This window comes from Streptomyces sp. NPDC058195, assembly GCF_042883525.1.
Lineage (GTDB): Bacteria > Actinomycetota > Actinomycetes > Streptomycetales > Streptomycetaceae > Streptomyces.
In genome coordinates, this window is sequence record NZ_JBHVVM010000033.1 from 67,163 (window position 1) to 85,007 (window position 17,845).

At 70.7% G+C, this 17,845-nt stretch carries 11 protein-coding genes; 3 read left to right on the forward strand and 8 right to left on the reverse strand.

Annotated elements, in window-relative coordinates; genetic code table 11:
- Positions 1-228: 228 nt before the first annotated feature.
- Entirely contained in the window at positions 229-5,223 is a 4,995-nt protein-coding gene (locus ACFVWY_RS30760) for an NAD-glutamate dehydrogenase (RefSeq protein WP_389878102.1), read from the reverse strand.
- Between the two features lie 410 nt (positions 5,224-5,633).
- Between ACFVWY_RS30760 and ACFVWY_RS30765 the strand changes: the two genes are divergently transcribed.
- Entirely contained in the window at positions 5,634-6,203 is a 570-nt protein-coding gene (locus tag ACFVWY_RS30765) for a DJ-1/PfpI family protein (protein WP_389878104.1), read from the forward strand.
- A 205-nt stretch (positions 6,204-6,408) separates the two neighbouring features.
- Here ACFVWY_RS30765 and ACFVWY_RS30770 read toward each other — a convergent pair whose 3' ends face one another.
- The gene (locus ACFVWY_RS30770; protein ID WP_389878105.1) at positions 6,409-7,080 is read right to left on the reverse strand and encodes an HAD family hydrolase; all 672 of its coding nucleotides are present in this window, start codon (positions 7,078-7,080) and stop codon (positions 6,409-6,411) included.
- Between the two features lie 80 nt (positions 7,081-7,160).
- Positions 7,161-7,667: a DUF6912 family protein gene (locus ACFVWY_RS30775; protein ID WP_389878107.1), complete on the reverse strand. Its 507-nt coding sequence runs from the start codon at positions 7,665-7,667 to the stop codon at positions 7,161-7,163.
- Between the two features lie 292 nt (positions 7,668-7,959).
- On the opposite strand from ACFVWY_RS30775, the gene ACFVWY_RS30780 reads away from it, so the two are divergent.
- Positions 7,960-8,388, forward strand: coding sequence for an Rv3235 family protein (locus ACFVWY_RS30780; protein WP_389878108.1), 429 nt, complete (start codon positions 7,960-7,962; stop codon positions 8,386-8,388).
- Between the two features lie 474 nt (positions 8,389-8,862).
- On the opposite strand, the gene secA is transcribed toward ACFVWY_RS30780, so the two are convergent.
- Entirely contained in the window at positions 8,863-11,682 is a 2,820-nt protein-coding gene (gene secA / locus ACFVWY_RS30785) for a preprotein translocase subunit SecA (protein WP_389878110.1), read from the reverse strand.
- A 282-nt stretch (positions 11,683-11,964) separates the two neighbouring features.
- Here secA and ACFVWY_RS30790 point away from each other — a divergent pair, with 282 nt between their 5' ends.
- Positions 11,965-13,140, forward strand: a complete 1,176-nt coding sequence (locus tag ACFVWY_RS30790; protein WP_389878111.1) for a winged helix-turn-helix domain-containing protein — start codon at positions 11,965-11,967, stop codon at positions 13,138-13,140.
- A 48-nt stretch (positions 13,141-13,188) separates the two neighbouring features.
- Here the strand turns inward: ACFVWY_RS30790 and ACFVWY_RS30795 are convergent, their stop codons facing one another.
- The 4 genes from ACFVWY_RS30795 to ACFVWY_RS30810 all read right to left on the reverse strand — a co-directional run bounded on the left by ACFVWY_RS30795 (position 13,189) and on the right by ACFVWY_RS30810 (position 17,796).
- Positions 13,189-13,932, reverse strand: coding sequence for a response regulator (locus tag ACFVWY_RS30795; protein ID WP_389878113.1), 744 nt, complete (start codon positions 13,930-13,932; stop codon positions 13,189-13,191).
- Positions 13,933-14,126: 194 nt separating this feature from the next.
- Entirely contained in the window at positions 14,127-14,816 is a 690-nt protein-coding gene (gene hpf / locus ACFVWY_RS30800) for a ribosome hibernation-promoting factor, HPF/YfiA family (protein WP_389878114.1), read from the reverse strand.
- 321 nt (positions 14,817-15,137) lie between these two features.
- Positions 15,138-15,911 carry a ComF family protein gene (locus tag ACFVWY_RS30805; RefSeq protein WP_389878115.1) on the reverse strand — a complete coding sequence of 258 codons (774 nt, stop codon included), beginning with the start codon at positions 15,909-15,911 and terminating at the stop codon, positions 15,138-15,140.
- Between the two features lie 115 nt (positions 15,912-16,026).
- Positions 16,027-17,796 (reverse strand): LpqB family beta-propeller domain-containing protein, encoded by a 1,770-nt coding sequence (locus ACFVWY_RS30810; RefSeq protein WP_389878135.1) that lies wholly within the window; start codon positions 17,794-17,796, stop codon positions 16,027-16,029.
- Positions 17,797-17,845: the final 49 nt, after the last annotated feature.

The window sequence follows — 17,845 nt, forward strand, 5'->3', positions numbered from 1 at the left end:
GAACCCGCTCCCCCGGCCGCCGACGCGAGTCCGCGGGCGGCGGGCCGCAGGCGGCGGGCGGCGGGCAGCGGGCGGCAGGCGGCAGGCGGCAGGCGGCAGGCGGGGTGACCGTCAGCCGGTCCCGCCGGACGCGGCGTCCGAGACCCGGCTCGGCTGAGAACGGCGAAGGGCGGCCACCGCAACCCGGTGGCCGCCCTCCTTCCGTACCACGGGGGTACGGACCGCTGGCTAGGCGTGCGTACGGAGCAGCGTGCGCATCGTCCGCATCGCGACCGAGAGGTTCGCCAGGTCGAAGGCGTCCGAGCCCCGGATCTCCTCAAGGGTGGAGCGCGAACGGGTCAGGATCGCCGCGTTCTTCCCCTCCCAGGCCACGAACCGCTCCTCGGGCGTCGAGGTGCCGTTGCCCGCCGCCAGCACGTCCGCGGTGAGCGCGGCGTGCGCGGCGTACAGGTCCTCGCGGATGGAGGCGCGGGCCATGGACTGCCAGCGGTCGGACCGCGGCAGCTCGATGATCCGGTCCATCAGCTGGGTGATGCCCAGCCGGTCCGCGAGGTCGTAGTACACCTCGGCGACGGCGAGCGGGGCCTTGCCGGTGCGGTCCGCGATCGCCACGATGTCCAGCGCCGGGAAGGCGGAGGAGAATCCGGCGACTTGCTGGGCCAGCTCGTCCGGGACACCCGCCTCGCCGAGCTCCTCCAGGATCGACCGGTACCACTCCAGGTCGGCGCCCTTCAGCATCTTGGGCAGCTCGGCCCAGACCTCGTCGACACCCGCCTTGAAGAAGTCGACCGTCGCGGCGATCTCCAGCGGCTGCGGCCGGTTGCCGAGCAGCCAGCGCGAACCGCGCTCGACGAGCCGGCGGGAGTGCAGCCGGATGCGGGTCTGCACATCGGCGGCGACCTTGTTGTCGAGCGCCTCGACGGCGTCCCAGACCTGGCCGAGGCCGAAGATCTCGCGGGCCGCGAACTGCGCCCGGACGATCTCCTCGATCGAGGCGCCGGTCTCTTCCCGCAGCCGGTGCAGGAAGGTCGAACCGCCGCTGTTCACGGTGTCGTTGACCAGGACGGTGGTGATGATCTCGCGGCTCAGCGCGTGCCCGTCGACCGCCTCGGGGAACTGCTCGCGCAGTTGGGCGGGGAAGTAGGCGTGCAGCAGCTGCTGGAGGCGCGGGTCGTCCGGCAGGCTGGTCCGGATCAGCTCACGGGCCACGGTGATCTTCGTGTACGCGAGCAGCACGGCCAGCTCGGGCTGGCTGAGCCCCTTGCCGGAGTTGAGCAGTTCGCGGATCTGCCGGTCGTTGGGCAGGAACTCCAGACCGCGGTCGAGGTCGCCGTCCCGGCCCAGGCGGCGCATGAAGCGCTGATGGGCGTGGAGCAGCGAGGCGGACTCGAAGGTGCCGTTGGCGAGCGCCACGTTCTGCGCGTAGTTGTTGCGCAGCACCAGGCGGCCGATCTCGTCGGTCATGTCGGCGAGCAGCTTGTTGCGCTGCTTGACGGTCATGTCGCCGTCCCGGACCAGGCCGTTGAGCAGGATCTTGATGTTCACCTCGTGGTCGGAGGTGTCCACACCGGCGCTGTTGTCGATCGCGTCGGTGTTGATCCGGCCGCCGCCCCGGGCGAACTCGATCCGGCCGAGCTGGGTGGCGCCGAGGTTGCCGCCCTCGCCGACCACCTTGGCCCGCAGGTCCTCGCCGTTGACGCGGATCGCGTCGTTGGCCTTGTCGCCGACGTCGGCGTTCGACTCGGCGGAGGACTTGATGTACGTCCCGATGCCGCCGTTCCACACCAGGTCCACGGGGGCCTTGAGGATGGTCTGCATCAGGTCGGCGGGCGTCATCTTGGTGACTCCCGGCTCGATGCCGAGGGCCTCGCGGATGTGCGCGTTGACCGGGATCGACTTGGCGCTGCGCGGGTGGATGCCGCCGCCCGCGGAGAGCAGGTCCTTGTCGTAGTCGGCCCAGGAGCTGCGGGGCAGCTCGAAGAGGCGGCGCCGCTCGGCGTAGGAGGTGGCGGCGTCCGGCGTCGGGTCGAGGAAGATGTGCCGGTGGTCGAAGGCCGCGACCAGGCGGATGTGCTCGGAGAGCAGCATGCCGTTGCCGAACACGTCGCCGGACATGTCGCCGACGCCGACGACGGTGAAGTCCTCGGTCTGGGTGTCGTGGCCCAGCTCGCGGAAGTGGCGCTTGACCGACTCCCAGGCGCCGCGGGCGGTGATGCCCATGCCCTTGTGGTCGTAACCGGCGGAGCCACCGGAGGCGAAGGCGTCGCCGAGCCAGAAGCCGTACCCGACGGCGACCTCGTTGGCGATGTCGGAGAAGCTCGCGGTGCCCTTGTCGGCGGCGACGACCAGGTAGGTGTCGTCCTCGTCGTGCCGGACGACGCCCTTGGGCGGGACGACCTCTCCGGCCACCATGTTGTCGGTGATGTCGAGGAGCGCCGAGATGAAGGTGCGGTACGAGGCGATGCCCTCGGCCATCCAGGCGTCACGGTCGACGGCCGGGTCCGGGAGCTGCTTGGCGACGAAGCCGCCCTTGGCGCCGACCGGCACGATGACGGTGTTCTTCACCATCTGTGCCTTGACCAGGCCGAGGATCTCGGTACGGAAGTCCTCGCGCCGGTCCGACCAGCGCAGGCCGCCTCGGGCGACCTTGCCGAACCGCAGGTGCACGCCCTCGACGCGCGGCGAGTAGACCCAGATCTCGAAGGCCGGGCGGGGCGCCGGGAGGTCCGGGATCGACTGCGGGTCGAACTTCATCGAGACGTAGCCGTGCGGCTTGCCGTCCTCGTCCAGCTGGAAGAAGTTGGTGCGCAGGGTGGCTTTGATGACGGTGAGGAAGGAGCGCAGGATGCGGTCCTCGTCGAGCGAGGCGACCTGGTCCAGGGCACCGTCCAGCTCTTCGAGGAGGCCGTCGGTCAGCTCCGTACCGGCGTTCTGCCGCTCCGGGGACATCCGGGCCTCGAAGAGCGAGACCAGCAGCCGGGTGGTGTGCACGTTGTTGTGGAGTGTGCTCTCCATGTAGTCCTGGCTGAACGTGGAACCCGCCTGGCGCAGGTACTTCGCGTAGGCGCGCAGCACCACCGCCTGGCGCCAGGTCAGCCCGGCGCCCAGCACCAGCGTGTTGAAGCCGTCGTTCTCGGCCGCGCCGGTCCACACGGCGGCGAAGGCGTCCTGGAAGCGGTCGCGGGCGTCGTCGGCGAGGTAGCTGCCGTTGCCGCTGGCCTGCGGCATCCGGAGCCCGAAGTCGTAGATCCAGGCGTGCGTACGGTCCGCGCAGCGCAGCTCGTACGGGCGCTCGTCGACGACCTCGACACCCAGGCGCTGGAGGGCCGGGAGCACGGCGGAGAGGGAGACCTGCTCACCGGTCCGGTAGATCTTGAAACGGCGCTCGCCGGGGCCCGCGCCGACCGGCTCGTACAGGCTGAGGGCGAAGTCCTTCCCGTCCTTCTTGAGCGCTTCGAGGTGGACGAGGTCGGCCACCGCGGCGCGCGGGGTGTGGTCGGCCTTGTAGCCCTCGGTGAAGGAGTGGCCGTACTGGCGGAGCAGCTCGGCGGCACGCTCCTCGCCGCACTCGGCGCCCAGCGCCTCCTGGAAGCCGTCGGCCCAGGAGCGGGCGGCCTCGACGAGCCGGGCCTCGATGCGGTCGGCCTCGGCGTCGGTGAGGTCGGGCAGCTCGGTGCCGGGGGCCACCCGGACGACGAAGTGCAGCCGGGAGAGGATCGACTCGGTGTTCCAGGCGGTGAAGTCGACGCTGGTGCCGCCCAGCTCCTCCTTGAGGATGTCGATCAGCCGCAGGCGGACGCCGGTGGTGTAGCGGTCGCGCGGCAGGTAGACGATCGCGGAGTAGTAGCGGCCGTACTCGTCCTGGCGCAGGTAGAGCCGGAGGCGGCGGCGCTCCTGGAGGTAGAGCACCGAGGTGACGATGGAGCGCAGCTGGTCGACGGGCGTCTGGAAGAGCTCGTCGCGGGGGTACGTCTCCAGGATCTGGAGCAGGTCGCGGCCGTCGTGGCTGTTGGGCGAGAAGCCCGCGCCCTCCAGCACCTCGGCGACCTTGCGGCGGATGACGGGCACCCGGCGCACGGACTCGGTGTAGGCGGCGGAGGAGAACAGGCCGAGGAAGCGGCGCTCACCGATGACGTTGCCGTCCGTGTCGAACTTCTTCACCCCGACGTAGTCGAGGTAGCTGGGACGGTGGACGGTGGAGCGGCTGTTGGCCTTGGTGAGGACGAGGAGCTTGCGCTCGCGGGCCTTGGCGCGGGCGTCGGCGGGCAGCCGGTCGAAGGAGGGGCTGACCGGGTGCGGCTCGTCGACGCTGTGGTGCGGGTCGGAGCGCAGGATGCCGAGGCCGGTGCCGGGGACGGCGGCCAGCGCGTCGGTGTCCTTCAGCTCGTACTCGCGGTAGCCGAGGAAGGTGAAGTGATCGGCGGCGAGCCAGCGCAGCAGCTCCCGGGCCTCGCTCACCTCGTCGTCGCCGAGGCCGTCGAGCGGCTCGCCGGGCAGGTCGTCGGCGATGCGCAGCGCGGACTCGCGCATCTTCTCCCAGTCCTCGACGGTCTCCCGTACGTCGGACAGGACGCGGAGCAGGTCGGCGGCGATCTGCTGGAGGTCGGCGCGGTCGGTCTCGCGGTCGATCTCCACGTGGATCCAGGACTCGACGAGCGCGTCGTGCGGCAGCTTGGCCTTCGCGTCCTTGGTGCCCTTGCGGCTCGCGGCGACGCCGTCGCCCTCGGTGAGGACCTCGATGAGCTTGCCGGTGACGTCACGGCGTACGACGACCTGCGGGTGGATCACGACGTGGATGCCGCGCCCCTGGCGGGACAGCTCGTTGGTGACGGAGTCGACCAGGAACGGCATGTCGTCGGTGACGACCTCGACGACCGTGTGGCTGCACGTCCAGCCGTTCTCCTCGACGGTCGGGGTGTGCACCCGCACGTTCGCCGTCCCCTGCGGGCGGGTCTCGGCGAGGCGGTAGTGAGACGAGGCGGCACCGAAGACGTCCACCGGGTCGCGGCCCGTGACGTCCTCGGGAGCGGTGTGCAGGTAGTAACGCTGCAGGTAGGAGAGGAGTACGTCCTGCCCGGGACGTTCCTGCGCGTCCCCGGTGCCCGCGACACGGACCCCGGAGCTTCCGCCCGGCCCGCCGACACCACCACCCGGACTGTTGTCAGCTACCTTGGCGGCCCGTTCGAGCAGCTCGGCCTTGGCTTCGTCCAGCTTGGTCTGCATGTCCTCTGACTCCTGTCGCGCGCCGTTGCGTGACGTAGGTGAGAAAAGCGACGTACCGCCACGACGCGGGGTATCCGGTCAGGGTCGACGCTATGTCGCTATGAGAGACGCCCGGGGCGATATTGGCCATTTTTGGCAGTCGGCCCGTGCGGCGGGAATCAGCGACGGCCCGGGTGCGGTGGCACTCCGGGCGCAGGCCGGGGGCTTCGCTGCCCCCGAGGCATATCGCGCTGATCACGAGGTCCAGGCTATATCGCCTGCCCCGGTGACCGTCACGAGCCGTTTGTGTAAAAAGATGAGCCGGAACTTTGACACTCTGGACAGCGCGCGGGCCCGAGGTACCGCACTCTGGGTACGCGCGGGTACGCGCAGGTACACCCATCAGGCCGACGAACCGCGGGAGCCCCGTCATGGCACCGAAGATCCTGATCGTCACCGGTGACGCCGCCGAGTCGCTGGAAGTCCTCTACCCCTACCAGCGGCTGCGCGAGGAGGGGTACGACGTCCACATCGCCGCCCCCGCCCGCAAGACGCTCCGGTTCGTGGTGCACGATTTCGAGCCCGGCTTCGACACGTACACCGAGAAGCCCGGCTACACGTGGCCCGCCGACCTGGCCTTCTCCGAGGTCGACCCCGGGCAGTACGTGGCGCTGGTCGTGCCGGGCGGCCGGGCGCCGGAGTACCTGCGCAACGACGGGGAGCTCCGCAAGATCGTCAAGGCCTTCTTCGACTCGGACCGGCCGGTGGCCCAGATCTGCCACGGCCCGCTGATGACGGCGGCGGTCGGTGCGCTGGCCGGGCGGCGGCTGACCGCCTATCCCGCGCTGGAGCCCGACATGCAGACGGCGGGCGCCGTCTTCGAGGACCACGAGGCGGTGGTCGACGGCACGCTGGTCTCCTCCCGTGCCTGGCCGGACCACTCTGCGTGGATGCGCGAATTCCTGAAGGTACTGCGCGCCAAGGCCCCGGTCACCGCCTGACCCCGCCGGACGCCGTACGAGCCCGGCGGCCCCGCCCGCACGGGCGCGCGGCTGCGGGCTGGGGGCCGCCGGAGCGGCACGCCCGTCCGTACGGGTCGCGCGGGCCACGCCCGTACGGACTGATGCCCTACGGCCGTACGGGTGACGCCGCTCGGCCGTACGGGCGAGCGGGGACACCGCGTGGCGCCCCTCCCGCCCATGGTCGCTATCCGGCCAGTTCCTCGGCGAGCTGCGCGGCCTCCGCGAGGCTGTCCACCACGGGCACCCCGGCCGCCTCCAGGCTGGCCCTGCTGTGCGACCCGCCCGTGTACAGGACGGCCTTGGCCCCGACATGGGCGGCGGCCACCGCGTCGTCCACGGCATCGCCGATGACCACCGTGCGCTCGGGGGATATCCCGTCCAGCGCGGCGATGTGCCGCTCCATGTAGTGGGCCTTGCTGCCGCCGGACGGGCCGGTGCGCCCGTCGACCCGCAGGAAGTGGCTCTCGATGCCGTACCCCCGCACCACGGGAACCAGCTCGTTGTGCGTGTACATGCTCAGGAGGGACTGGCTGCGCCCGGCCAGCCGCCACTGCGCGAGCAGGTCCTCGGCGCCCTCGGTCAGCCCGCAGGCGGCCCGCTGCTCGGTGTAATAGCGGTGGAAGATGCCGTCCATCCGCTCCCACTCGGCCTCCGTGGGCATCCGGCCCATCAGCCGCTCGTAGAAGCGCGGGATCGGTATGCAGTACATCTCGCGGTACTGCTCCAGCGTGATCGGCTCCAGGCCGACCTCGCCGAACGCGGCGTTCGTCGCCCCGACGACCGCGACGTTGTCGTCGAGCAGCGTCCCGTTCCAGTCCCAGACCAGATGTGTGCGGTGGTTCCCGTGCGTCCCCATGCGTAGAAAATACCCGCCGGGTACGACAGCCGTTCGAGGATCGGCCGGACGGCCGCTCACCTGATCGGCCGATCGGCCTCTCAGCCGATCAGGTTGGGGATCTCCTGGATGCCGAACCACAGCAGCTCGTGGTCCTCGGCGCCGTCCACGGTGAACTGCGCGTCGTCGTCACCGTGGTCCGCCGCGCCCAGCGCCGCGGCCGCCGCCGTGACGTCCTCCTTCGCGTCGTCCGCGTCGACGTGCACCGCGGCGGCTCTCGCCAGCGCCACGGCCGCGGCGATCCGCACCTCGCCGAGCGAGGACGGGTCGAAGCTGTGGTCGGGGTCGGCGACGGCCGAGCCGTCCGGCACCTCGGCGGCCACGACGACGCGCCTGCGGACCGCGTCGGGGTTCTGCGCGATCATGCGCAGCGAGGCGGAGGCGGCCCGGCTGAGCGCCGCGTACTCCAGCTCCTCGATGTCGTCCGAGACGTACCACTCACGCAGCGCGGGGGTCACCGCGTAGGCGGTGAGCGGGCCGGGGCCGATCTCGCCCGCCCGGTGCGCCGCTGCGAGACCGGACAGGGTCAGGGGGACGTACACGCGCATGGCCGGGCCGCTTTCGTAGTCGGAAACGCCCTCAGGATACGTGCGACGTCCCCCTTTGGAGTCACGTGCACCGCCACCGCTCCGTCCACCTCGCGCCCGTCCCTCACCCTCCCCGCACCCCTTCCGCGCCTCGCCCGGTCCGGGGCGCATCACCCGGATAGGTGATCCCGGCCGGTCGGCCCCGGGACGCCCGCGCGGCTTGCGGCCGCCCTGCCGTCGCCGTAGAAGGTCCCCCAGCAGAAGTTACCGCCCGGTATCCATCCGGGCCTCTGAAGCACGGGGGCAATGACCGATGAGCACGAACAGGACCCGGCCCGGCGGCCGCCACGACCAGCGCGGGCCCGCCGCCGTACCGCAGCAGCGCGCCCGGGTTCCCCGGCGCGTACGTCCGCACCACTGGTTCGCCGAGCGCCTGCTGGCCGTGCTCAGCGGTCAGCGCCCGGTGCACTGGATGCTCGGGCACACCATCGGCGAGGCCTACGACCAGCTGGCCGAACTGGCCCCGCGCACCCCGCTCGGGACGCGCGGCGCCCGCCCGGTCATCCGCATGTGCCACGGCGCCCAGCCGGCCCCGGGGGTGGTCGAGGCCTGCGCGAGCATCGCGGCGGGCGAGCAGGTACGGGCCATGGCCTTCCGCCTGGAGCAGGGCAGCGATCTGCGCTGGCGCTGCGCGGCGGTGGAGCTGGGCGGTGAACGCCTCCCGGCGCCGGCGCCCCGCTGACCGCCCACGCCGTCCCCGCCGTCCGTGCCGTCCACGAGGCGGCACGGACGGCGGGACAACGCCCCACCGGGGCAACCGGAGGCCCCACAGAGCCACGCGGAGCCCCCTCAGGCCCTCTAGCGCGGCGGCAGCACGGCACGAACGCCGCACGGGCCCCACGGGGCCGCCACCCCAGAGCCCACAAGGCGCCAGGGGCACCCTCAGAGCCCACAAGGCGCGGGGCGCGGCTCCAGAGCCCACACGGCACCGGGCACGGCCCCCAGAGCCCACACGGCACCGGGCACGGCCCCCAGAGCCCACACGGCACCGGGCACGGCCCCCGAAAGCCCACAAGGCGCGGGGCGGCTACCCCCTGAACCCGGGGGAACGCGTCGGGGCCGGGACCGGACGCCACCCGCACGCGTCCGACCCCGGCCCCGATCCGGCCGCCCGCCTCACCGACAAGGCCAGCGGCGGGGGGCGGCTTTCATCACGTCACTTCTTGCGGCGCCGCCCGCCGCCGCCGTTCTTCTGCGCCTTGCGCCGCTCCGCCCGGGTCAGCCCGTCCGACTCGGACCCGGCCGCACCACCGCCGTTGGAGAAGTCGCCCTCGACGACCCCGCCCTCCCCGTCCACCGTGGGGGCGGAGAAGTGCAGCCGGTCCGGACGCTGCGGAGCGTCGAGGCCCTTGGCCCGGATCTCCGGACGCGCCGCCGGAACGGCGTCCTCCTTGACGAGCGAGGTCTGCTCGGCCGTGTCCTGCACCGGCACCTCCTCGACCTGCTGCTCGACCTGGACCTCCAGGTTGAACAGGTAGCCGACGGACTCCTCCTTGATGCCCTCCATCATGGCGTTGAACATGTCGAAGCCCTCGCGCTGGTACTCGACCAGCGGGTCCTTCTGCGCCATGGCACGAAGGCCGATGCCCTCCTGGAGGTAGTCCATCTCGTAGAGGTGCTCGCGCCACTTGCGGTCCAGGACGGACAGCACCACACGCCGCTCGAGCTCACGCATGATGTCCGAGCCGAGCTGCTTCTCCCGCGTCTCGTACTGCTCGTGGATGTCGTCCTTGACGGACTCGCCGATGAACTCGGCCGTGATCCCGGCCCGGTCACCGGCCGCGTCCTCCAGCTCCTCGACGGTGACCTTCACCGGGTAGAGCTGCTTGAACGCGCCCCACAGCCGGTCGAGGTCCCACTCCTCCGCGAAGCCCTCGGCGGTCTCCTGGCGGATGTAGTCGTCGATCGTGTCGTCCATGAAGTGGCGGATCTGGTCCTGCAGATCCTCGCCCTCCAGGACCCGGCGGCGCTCGCCGTAGATGACCTCACGCTGACGGTTGAGCACCTCGTCGTACTTCAGGACGTTCTTGCGCGTCTCGAAGTTCTGCTGCTCGACCTGCGACTGTGCCGACGCGATCGCCCGGGTCACCATCTTGTTCTCGATCGGCACGTCGTCGGGCACATTGGCCATCGACATGACGCGCTCGACCATCTGCGCCTTGAACAGCCGCATCAGATCGTCGCCGAGCGACAGGTAGAAACGGGACTCGCCCGGGTCGCCCTGACGGCCGGAACGTCCGCGCAGCTGGTTGTCGATCCGGCGGGACTCGTGGCGCTCGGTGCCCAGGACGTACAGCCCGCCGAGCTCCTTGACCTCTTCGAACTCCGCCCGCACGGCCCCCTCGGCCTTCTCCAGCGCGGCGGGCAGCGCCGCCGCCCACTCCTCGACGTGCTCGACCGGGTCGAGACCGCTCTGCCGCAGCTCCGCTTCGGCGAGGTCGTCGGGGTTGCCTCCGAGCTTGATGTCGGTGCCTCGGCCGGCCATGTTCGTCGCGACCGTGACCGCGCCCTTGCGGCCGGCCTGGGCGACGATCGTCGCCTCGCGGTCGTGCTGCTTGGCGTTGAGGACCTCGTGCTGGACACCGCGCTTGGAGAGCTGCTGCGAGAGGTACTCGGACTTCTCGACCGAGGTGGTGCCGACCAGGATCGGCTGGCCCTTCTCGTGCTTCTCGGCGATGTCGTCGACGACAGCGGCGAACTTCGCGACCTCGGTGCGGTAGATCAGGTCCGACTGGTCGGCGCGGACCATCGGCCGGTTGGTCGGGATCGGCACCACACCGAGCTTGTAGATCTGGTGGAACTCGGCCGCCTCGGTCATCGCCGTGCCGGTCATGCCGGAGAGCTTGCCGTAGAGACGGAAGAAGTTCTGCAGGGTGATCGTGGCGAGCGTCTGGTTCTCGTCCTTGATGTCCACCCCTTCCTTCGCCTCGATCGCCTGGTGCATGCCCTCGTTGTAGCGGCGGCCGGCGAGGATACGGCCGGTGTGCTCGTCGACGATCATGACTTCGCCGTCGATGACGACGTAGTCCTTGTCCTTCTTGAAGAGTTCCTTGGCCTTGATGGCGTTGTTGAGGTACCCGACGAGCGGGGTGTTCACCGACTCGTAGAGGTTCTCGATCCCGAGCCAGTCCTCGACCTTCGAGACACCGGGCTCGTGGATGGCGACGGTCCGCTTCTTCTCGTCGACCTCGTAGTCGCCGGTCTCGTCGATGCCCTTGAGCGGGTTGCCCGCCTCGCCCTTGGTCAGCCGCGTGACCAGCTTGGCGAAGTCGCCGTACCACTTGGTGGCCTGGTCGGCCGGGCCGGAGATGATCAGCGGCGTACGGGCCTCGTCGACGAGGATCGAGTCGACCTCGTCGACCACCGCGAAGTTGTGGCCCCGCTGGACGAGTTCGTCCGCCGACCACGCCATGTTGTCGCGGAGGTAGTCGAAGCCGAACTCGTTGTTCGTGCCGTACGTGATGTCGCAGGCGTACTGCTCCCGGCGCTGGGCCGGGGTCATGTTGGCGATGATGCAGCCGACGGTCAGACCGAGGAACTTGTGGACACGGCCCATCAGCTCCGAGTCACGCTCGGCCAGGTAGTCGTTGACCGTGATCAGGTGCACGCCCTTGCCGGAGAGCGCGTTGAGATACGCCGGCAGGGTGCCGACCAGGGTCTTGCCCTCGCCGGTCTTCATCTCGGCCACGTAGCCGAGGTGAAGGGCCGCGCCGCCCATCATCTGTACGTCGTAGTGACGCTGTCCGAGAACGCGCTTGGCCGCCTCACGGACGGTCGCGAACGCCTCGGGGAGCAGGTCGTCCAGGCTCTCGCCGTCCGCGTACCGTTCCTTGTACTCGTCGGTGAGCGCCCGCAGCTCGGCGTCGGAGAGGTTGACGAAGTCCTCTTCGATGGAGCTGACCTGGTCCGCGATGCGGTGCAGTTTGCGCAGGATCTTGCCTTCGCCTGCACGCATGAGCTTGTTGAAGACGGACACTGAGGCTGGTCTCCTTGCCGGTCGGGCCTGGCACTGGGTCGTTGGATGGACTCTGGCGCGGGCACGGCAGGTAGGCCCCACCGCAACGGCCATCGTAAGCGAGGACCCCGCCGCGCCGGGAGGGCCGCCGCCGCGTTGGCCCCGCCGTGCCCCTCCGCATCAACGGCCGGGACGCTCCGAAGGTGCCGGAAGTCCCGAAAAGTGTTCGCCCCGCCAGGACCGCCGCCCGGGGCTCCACAGCCCCTCGGCCGCTTGTCAGTGCCTGGCCCTAGGGTGCGGGGCATGACGTCTGTGCCGCAGCCCGCCGTTGAACTCTCCGCCGACCAGGCCCGCAGGATCGCGCTGCGCGCCCAGGGATTCCTCGGCGCCCCGGACCGCCGCTCCGGGGTTCCGGGCGTGCTGCGGCACCTCGGCGCCGTACAGCTCGACACGATCTCGGTGCTCGCCCGGTCGCACGAGCTGATCCCGTACGCGCGCCTCGGCGCGGTCGGCCGACGCGCGGTGGAGGAGGCGTACTGGTCGGGCGGCCGTGCCTTCGAGTACTGGTCGCACGCGGCCTGTGTCCTGCCGGTCGAGGAGTGGCCGCACTTCGCCTTCCGCCGCCGCGCCTACCGTGCCCGCCCGCACTGGAACCACGAGCTGCCGGACGGCGCGTACGACACGGTGATCAGGCAGCTGCGCGCCGAGGGCCCGCTGACGGCGACGGAGCTGGGCGGCGCGAAGAACGGCGGGGAGTGGTGGGACTGGTCGGCGTCGAAGGTCGCCGTCGAGCGGGCCCTGATGCACGGCGAAGTGGTGTGCACCGAGCGGCGCGGCTGGAAGCGGGTGTACGACCTCGCCGAGCGCGCCCTGCCCGACGCCGTGCTGCACGACGATCTGGACGACGCGGAGTGCCTGCGGCGGCTGGTCGCGCTCGCCGGGCAGTCCCTGGGCGTGGGCACCCGGGCGGACCTCGCGGACTACCACCGGCTGAAGGCCGAGCAGTTCGACGCGGTGGTGGCGGACTCCGGGCTGGTGCCAGTGACGGTCCAGGGCTGGGGGAAGCCCGCCTGGGCGGACCCCGCGGCACTGGCCTCGGAGCCGCGCGGGCGGCACCGTACAACCCTGCTGTCGCCGTTCGACTCACTGGTCTGGGAGCGGGCGCGCACCGAGCGGATCTTCGGCTTCACCCACCGCCTGGAGGCTTACGTCCCCAAGCCCAAGCGGGTCCACGGATACTTCGCGATGCCCCTGCTGGCGGGCGGGAAGCTGCTGGGCCGGGTCGACCCGGCGCGCGAGGGCGCCACCCTGGTCGCCCGGCAGGTGTCGCTGGCGGGCCGGAAGGCCGTGGCACCGATGGCCGAGGCACTGGCGGAGGCCGCGTCCTGGGTCGGGTGCACCGGCGTCCGGCTGGAGCGGGTCGACGCGGCGGAGCTGCGCGAGCCGCTCGCCCGGGAAATCGCCCGCGCTCTGGCCTGAGCCGGTGCTCCCCGGCGCGCCCGAGCCGGTGCGCCTGGCCGGCCGCCCTTACCTGATCTCCAGGATCTTCTCCCGCATGGCATAGACCACGGCCTCCATCCTGGAGTGCAACTGCAGCTTCTCCAGAATGTTGCGGACGTGGTTCTTCACCGTGTTCTCGGAAATGAACAGTTCCTTCGCGATATCGCGATTGTTCATGCCCGTGGCAACGAGCTTGAGGACTTCGAGTTCCCGGTCGGTGAGGCGCGGCGCGGGAACCAGTCTGCGTTCGTCGGTCCGCTGGATCATCGATTTGAACTCGGTAAGCAGCTTGGACGCCATGGAAGGACTGATCTGGGACTGTCCGTCGGCGACCGCGCGAATGGCCGTGGCCACCTCGTCCGTGGAGATCTCCTTGAGGAGATAGCCGGTGGCTCCGGCCTTGATGGCGTCGTAGAGGTCGGCCTCCTCGTCGCTGATCGTCAGCATGATGATCTTCGCGCTGGGGGCCACCTCCTTGATGGCCGTGCAGGCTTCGATACCACCGCGCTTGGGCATCCGTACGTCCATCAGGACGATGTCGGGGAGCAGATCGGCGGCCTGGTCGACCGCCTCCGACCCGTCGCCCGCCTCACCGACGACCTGGATGTCCTCCTCCTGGGCGAGAACGATCTCCAGCCCTCTGCGGAAGAGCGCGTGGTCGTCCACCACGAGAACTCTGATCGGCTCCTTCCGGAAACCGCTGTCCGCGCCGGCACCGGCGATCTCGTCGGCGTCGTTCGCGTCACGCACGGGCCCGAAGGTGTCCGCCATCGTTCCTCCCCCTGAAGGCCATGGCCTGAAGTCCACACACTGTCCACTGTTCACCAACGGCAGTTCACGGAACCCCGGTTGGCTTGGGACGCCATGATTCCATGCCGCGACGTCGGAGCGGTGATCCTGTGGTCGCACGCGGATGCCCCCGGGGGCGCACAGGCACTCCAGGGGCACCCGCGGAAGGACGGATATCAGCCGCCGAGCGCGCCGCCCGCGCCACCCGCCTCGTCGGCGGCCAGCGGGTCGGTCCTCAGGTGGATGACGCCGTAGTCGTAGGCGTGCCGCCGGTAGACGACACTGGGCTCCTTGGTCTCGGAGTCGACGAACAGATAGAAGTCGTGCCCGACCAGTTCCATCTCGTAGAGCGCCTGGTCAAGCGACATCGGCGCGGCGACGTGCGTCTTCTCGCGCATCACCAGCGGACCCTCGCCCTGAACCTCCAGCGAGCCGATCCTGGTGGTGGGCACGGAATCGGTCGTCTCATCGACGACCAGATCTCCCTCGCCGTTGAACGACGCCGCCCCCGGCACGGTCTCGGCGACCTCCGCAGCGGGAATCCGGCCACTGCCCCGACGGCTGTAGCGCTTGTCGTGCTGCTTGCGCAGCCGCGCCTCCAGCTTGCCGGTGGCCAGGTCCAGTGCTGCGTACGGATCGCCTGCGGCCGCCTCCGCCCGGATGACCGGGCCACGCGAACGGAGCGTGATCTCCACCCGGTCGGAACGGTCGGCCTGACGGGGATTCGGCTCCTTGGACACCTCGACGTCGAGGCTGATCACCTTGCCGTCGAACTTCTGGATCTTGTCCAGCTTCAGCTTTTCGGCCACGTGCTTGCGGAACCGCTCAGGCACCTCGGTCTTGCGGCCCTTGACGACGATGTCCACGCAGAACTCCGTTCCCGGATCGCTCCGCTCAGCGGCGGAGCATCTCCCTTTTGCACCAGGCTCCGGTGACGACCGGAGCCGCGGACTCGGTGACTTCCACCTCCTCCTCCCCCAGCGGTGGAACCTCGGCCCCACCGAATTCCAGTGTCTGGACTACTGGTGTGTTGCCTGCCCGAAACCTGGCGGTGCATTCGGCGAGGTTTGGCATTCGCCATTCCTCACAACCGAACATAGCCTGCCTGGCCGGATGTCGGCACCCGCTACTCGCACGTACCTCCGATCGGGCTGTTTTTCCTACTCATTACCTGCAACGCAGGGAGTTCACCGAGAGTTCCGGTTTATTTCGAAGGCCGAGGGAGATACTGCGACAACAGCCGCCTGCCCGCCGCGGTCCCGGACAGAGCCGAGCGGCCCGCGCGCCCCCCGCGCCTCCCCTGCTCCCGGCGGTACGTCCCGGGCTTCCCGCACCGCCCGCGCCGCCTCGGCGAGCGAGGCTCCGGTCGTCAGAAGGTCGTCCACCAGCACCACCCGTCCGGCCGTGAGCAGCCGCTCGCCCCCGGCCACGACCTCCAGTGCCCCCGCCAGGTTCGTCTGCCGCCGCCGGGCGTCCAGCCCCGCCTGGTCGGCCACCTCACGCCGCTGCCGCAGTACCGGAACCACCTGGGCCCGGACGCCGTCACGCCGCAGCTCCCGCGCCGCGGCCAGCGCGATCCGCCGCGTCGGGTCATGGCCCCGCGCCGCCACCGCGCGCCGCGCCGACGGCACCGGTACGAGCAGCAGCGAACCGGCCACGGCCCCCGCCCGCACCGCACCCGTTCGTACCGCACCCGCCAGCGCCGTACCGAGCGCCCCGGCCAGCCCGAGCTCACCGCGCTCCTTGTGGCCCAGCAGCACCGCCCGCACCGCGTTCTCGTACGCGGCGGCCGCGTGCACCACCGGCAGCCCCGCCGGTTCGGGAACGGGGCTCACCCGGCGCGGAACCCCGCCGTACAGCTCCGCGCGGCACTCCGGGCACAGCTCCACGCGCGGCCTGCCGCAGCCGCCGCAGGACACCGGCAGCACCAGGCCGGAGATCTCCCGCCACCACCCCCGCATGACCCCACTGTGCGCTTCCCCCGGCGAACCGGCCACCCCTGTGGAAAACCCGGGCCGGGCCCGCCGGTGCCCTGGAGTGCCCCACCCGGGCACCCCAGCGCCCCTTCGGACACCGTCAGCCGGGGTAGACCAGCGAGAACCCGCTCTTGACCACCGTCTGCCAGTTGTCCCCCGGCGACAGCTTGACGATCCCGTCGCTGGACGTGGCCGCCATCAGCGGAAGCTGCTCGTCGTCCGCCGCCGCGACCGACGACACCTGGTTCACCCCCGGCAGCACACCCGACGCGGACGTCGAACCGTCCGCCTGCACATAGCGCACCTGCTGCACGCCGTCCTGCTCCTTGCCGACCACCACCAGACGGCTGCGGCCCGACCACGACATCGCCGTCACATCCGTCAGCTGCGGCGCCGCCTGGCGCAGGTCCACCACGGACACCTTCCGCGCCGACGCCGGTCCGCTCCGTTCGACCCGGCCGATCTTGAGCGTGTTGCGCCCGTCCTCGTTCACCAGCAGGGCGACCCGCACCCCGTCCGCGGACATGCGCACCGCCTCGATCCGGCCACCGCCCAGCTCGGGCACGGCGACCTCCTGCTGCTCGCCGGTGCCCCCGGGCAGCCACAGCAGCCTCGGGTTGCCGGGATCGCGGTCGGCCACCCACAGATCACCCCGGGCGTCCCAGCTCGGGGTCGACAGCCGGTCCTTCTCCTTACGGGCGTGGCTGATCACCGAGGCCTCGGGAAGCCCTTCGTCCGCGACGATGGACGACACGTAGAGAGACGTTCCGTCATGCGAGACCGCCGCCGCCGACTGCTCGTCCCGGGCCACACCCACCGCGCCCATCCGCACCGGCCCGTCACCGAACGGGCCGGACACCGGCTCCGGTATCCCACTGCCCTTGGTGCTCCCGGGTATTCGCTCGACGTGCCCCTTGTCGTCGACGAAGTACTGACTGTCCGGCCCGCTCGACGAACCGTCGGGGGCGAACTCCTCCGCCTGGTCCGTACCGAGCAGGCACAGGGCGGAGCCGTCGGACCGCTGCAGTTCGACCTGCTCGACCCGCGCGGACGTCAGGTCCTTCAGGGTGTAGAGGATCTGCGAGGCCATCATGCGGCAGGAGCGCTGCCCGACGCCGTCCGCCTTCTTGTCGAGCGGCACCTTCAGCACGTTGCGGTCGTCGGGCGTCAGCGAGGTGACCCCCTTCTTCAGCGCCGTACCGGGCGGGAACCGGGTCGCCACCGACGGGCGCAGCCAGTCGGTCGGCCCCGCGAGCAGGCTGCGGACGGACTGCGTCACCGTGTCCATCCCCGTGACGGGGTCCGTCCGGCTGCGGAGGTAGACGGGGTCGGCGACCAGCGTCGGCTGTTCCTCGGACCGCCCGGCCGCGAAGTAGTACTTGTTCACGGAACGGTAGAGGCGCCGGAAGTCCGACTGCCCCAGCAGCAGGCCGTCAGGTACGTGATCGATCCGCCACTCCTTGCCGTCCGGCCCCTCCTCCTTCACCAGGTGCAGGGTCTGTTCGTAGCCGGTGGGCGCGACCGGCTGGTAGGCGTTCTGGGCGTCGACCGTCGCCACCTTCTCGCCGGTCAGCGTGTAGGTGACCTCGGTGAGGTTGCGGTCGATGCCGCGCAGCGGGCGGTCCTTCCTGGTCGGCGCCTTGGTGAGCACCGTAATGAAGGCGTTCGGCTTCCAAGCCGCCGCCGCCCCCTTCGTCAGGTACTGACGGGTCGTCCTGAAGCGCGGGTCATCGCTGGTCATGGACTCCAGGAAGCCGTCGACCACCTCGTTGGGAGTCGCGTCGTCACGCGGGGCGACGGCGTACACCTGCACCTGGGAGTCCCCGGGCTGGGAAGCGTCAACCGCCTTCACGTCCCCGGTGACCGGCATCGAGCCGCACGCGGACAGCAGCACCGCACCGCATCCGATCAGGGCGGAA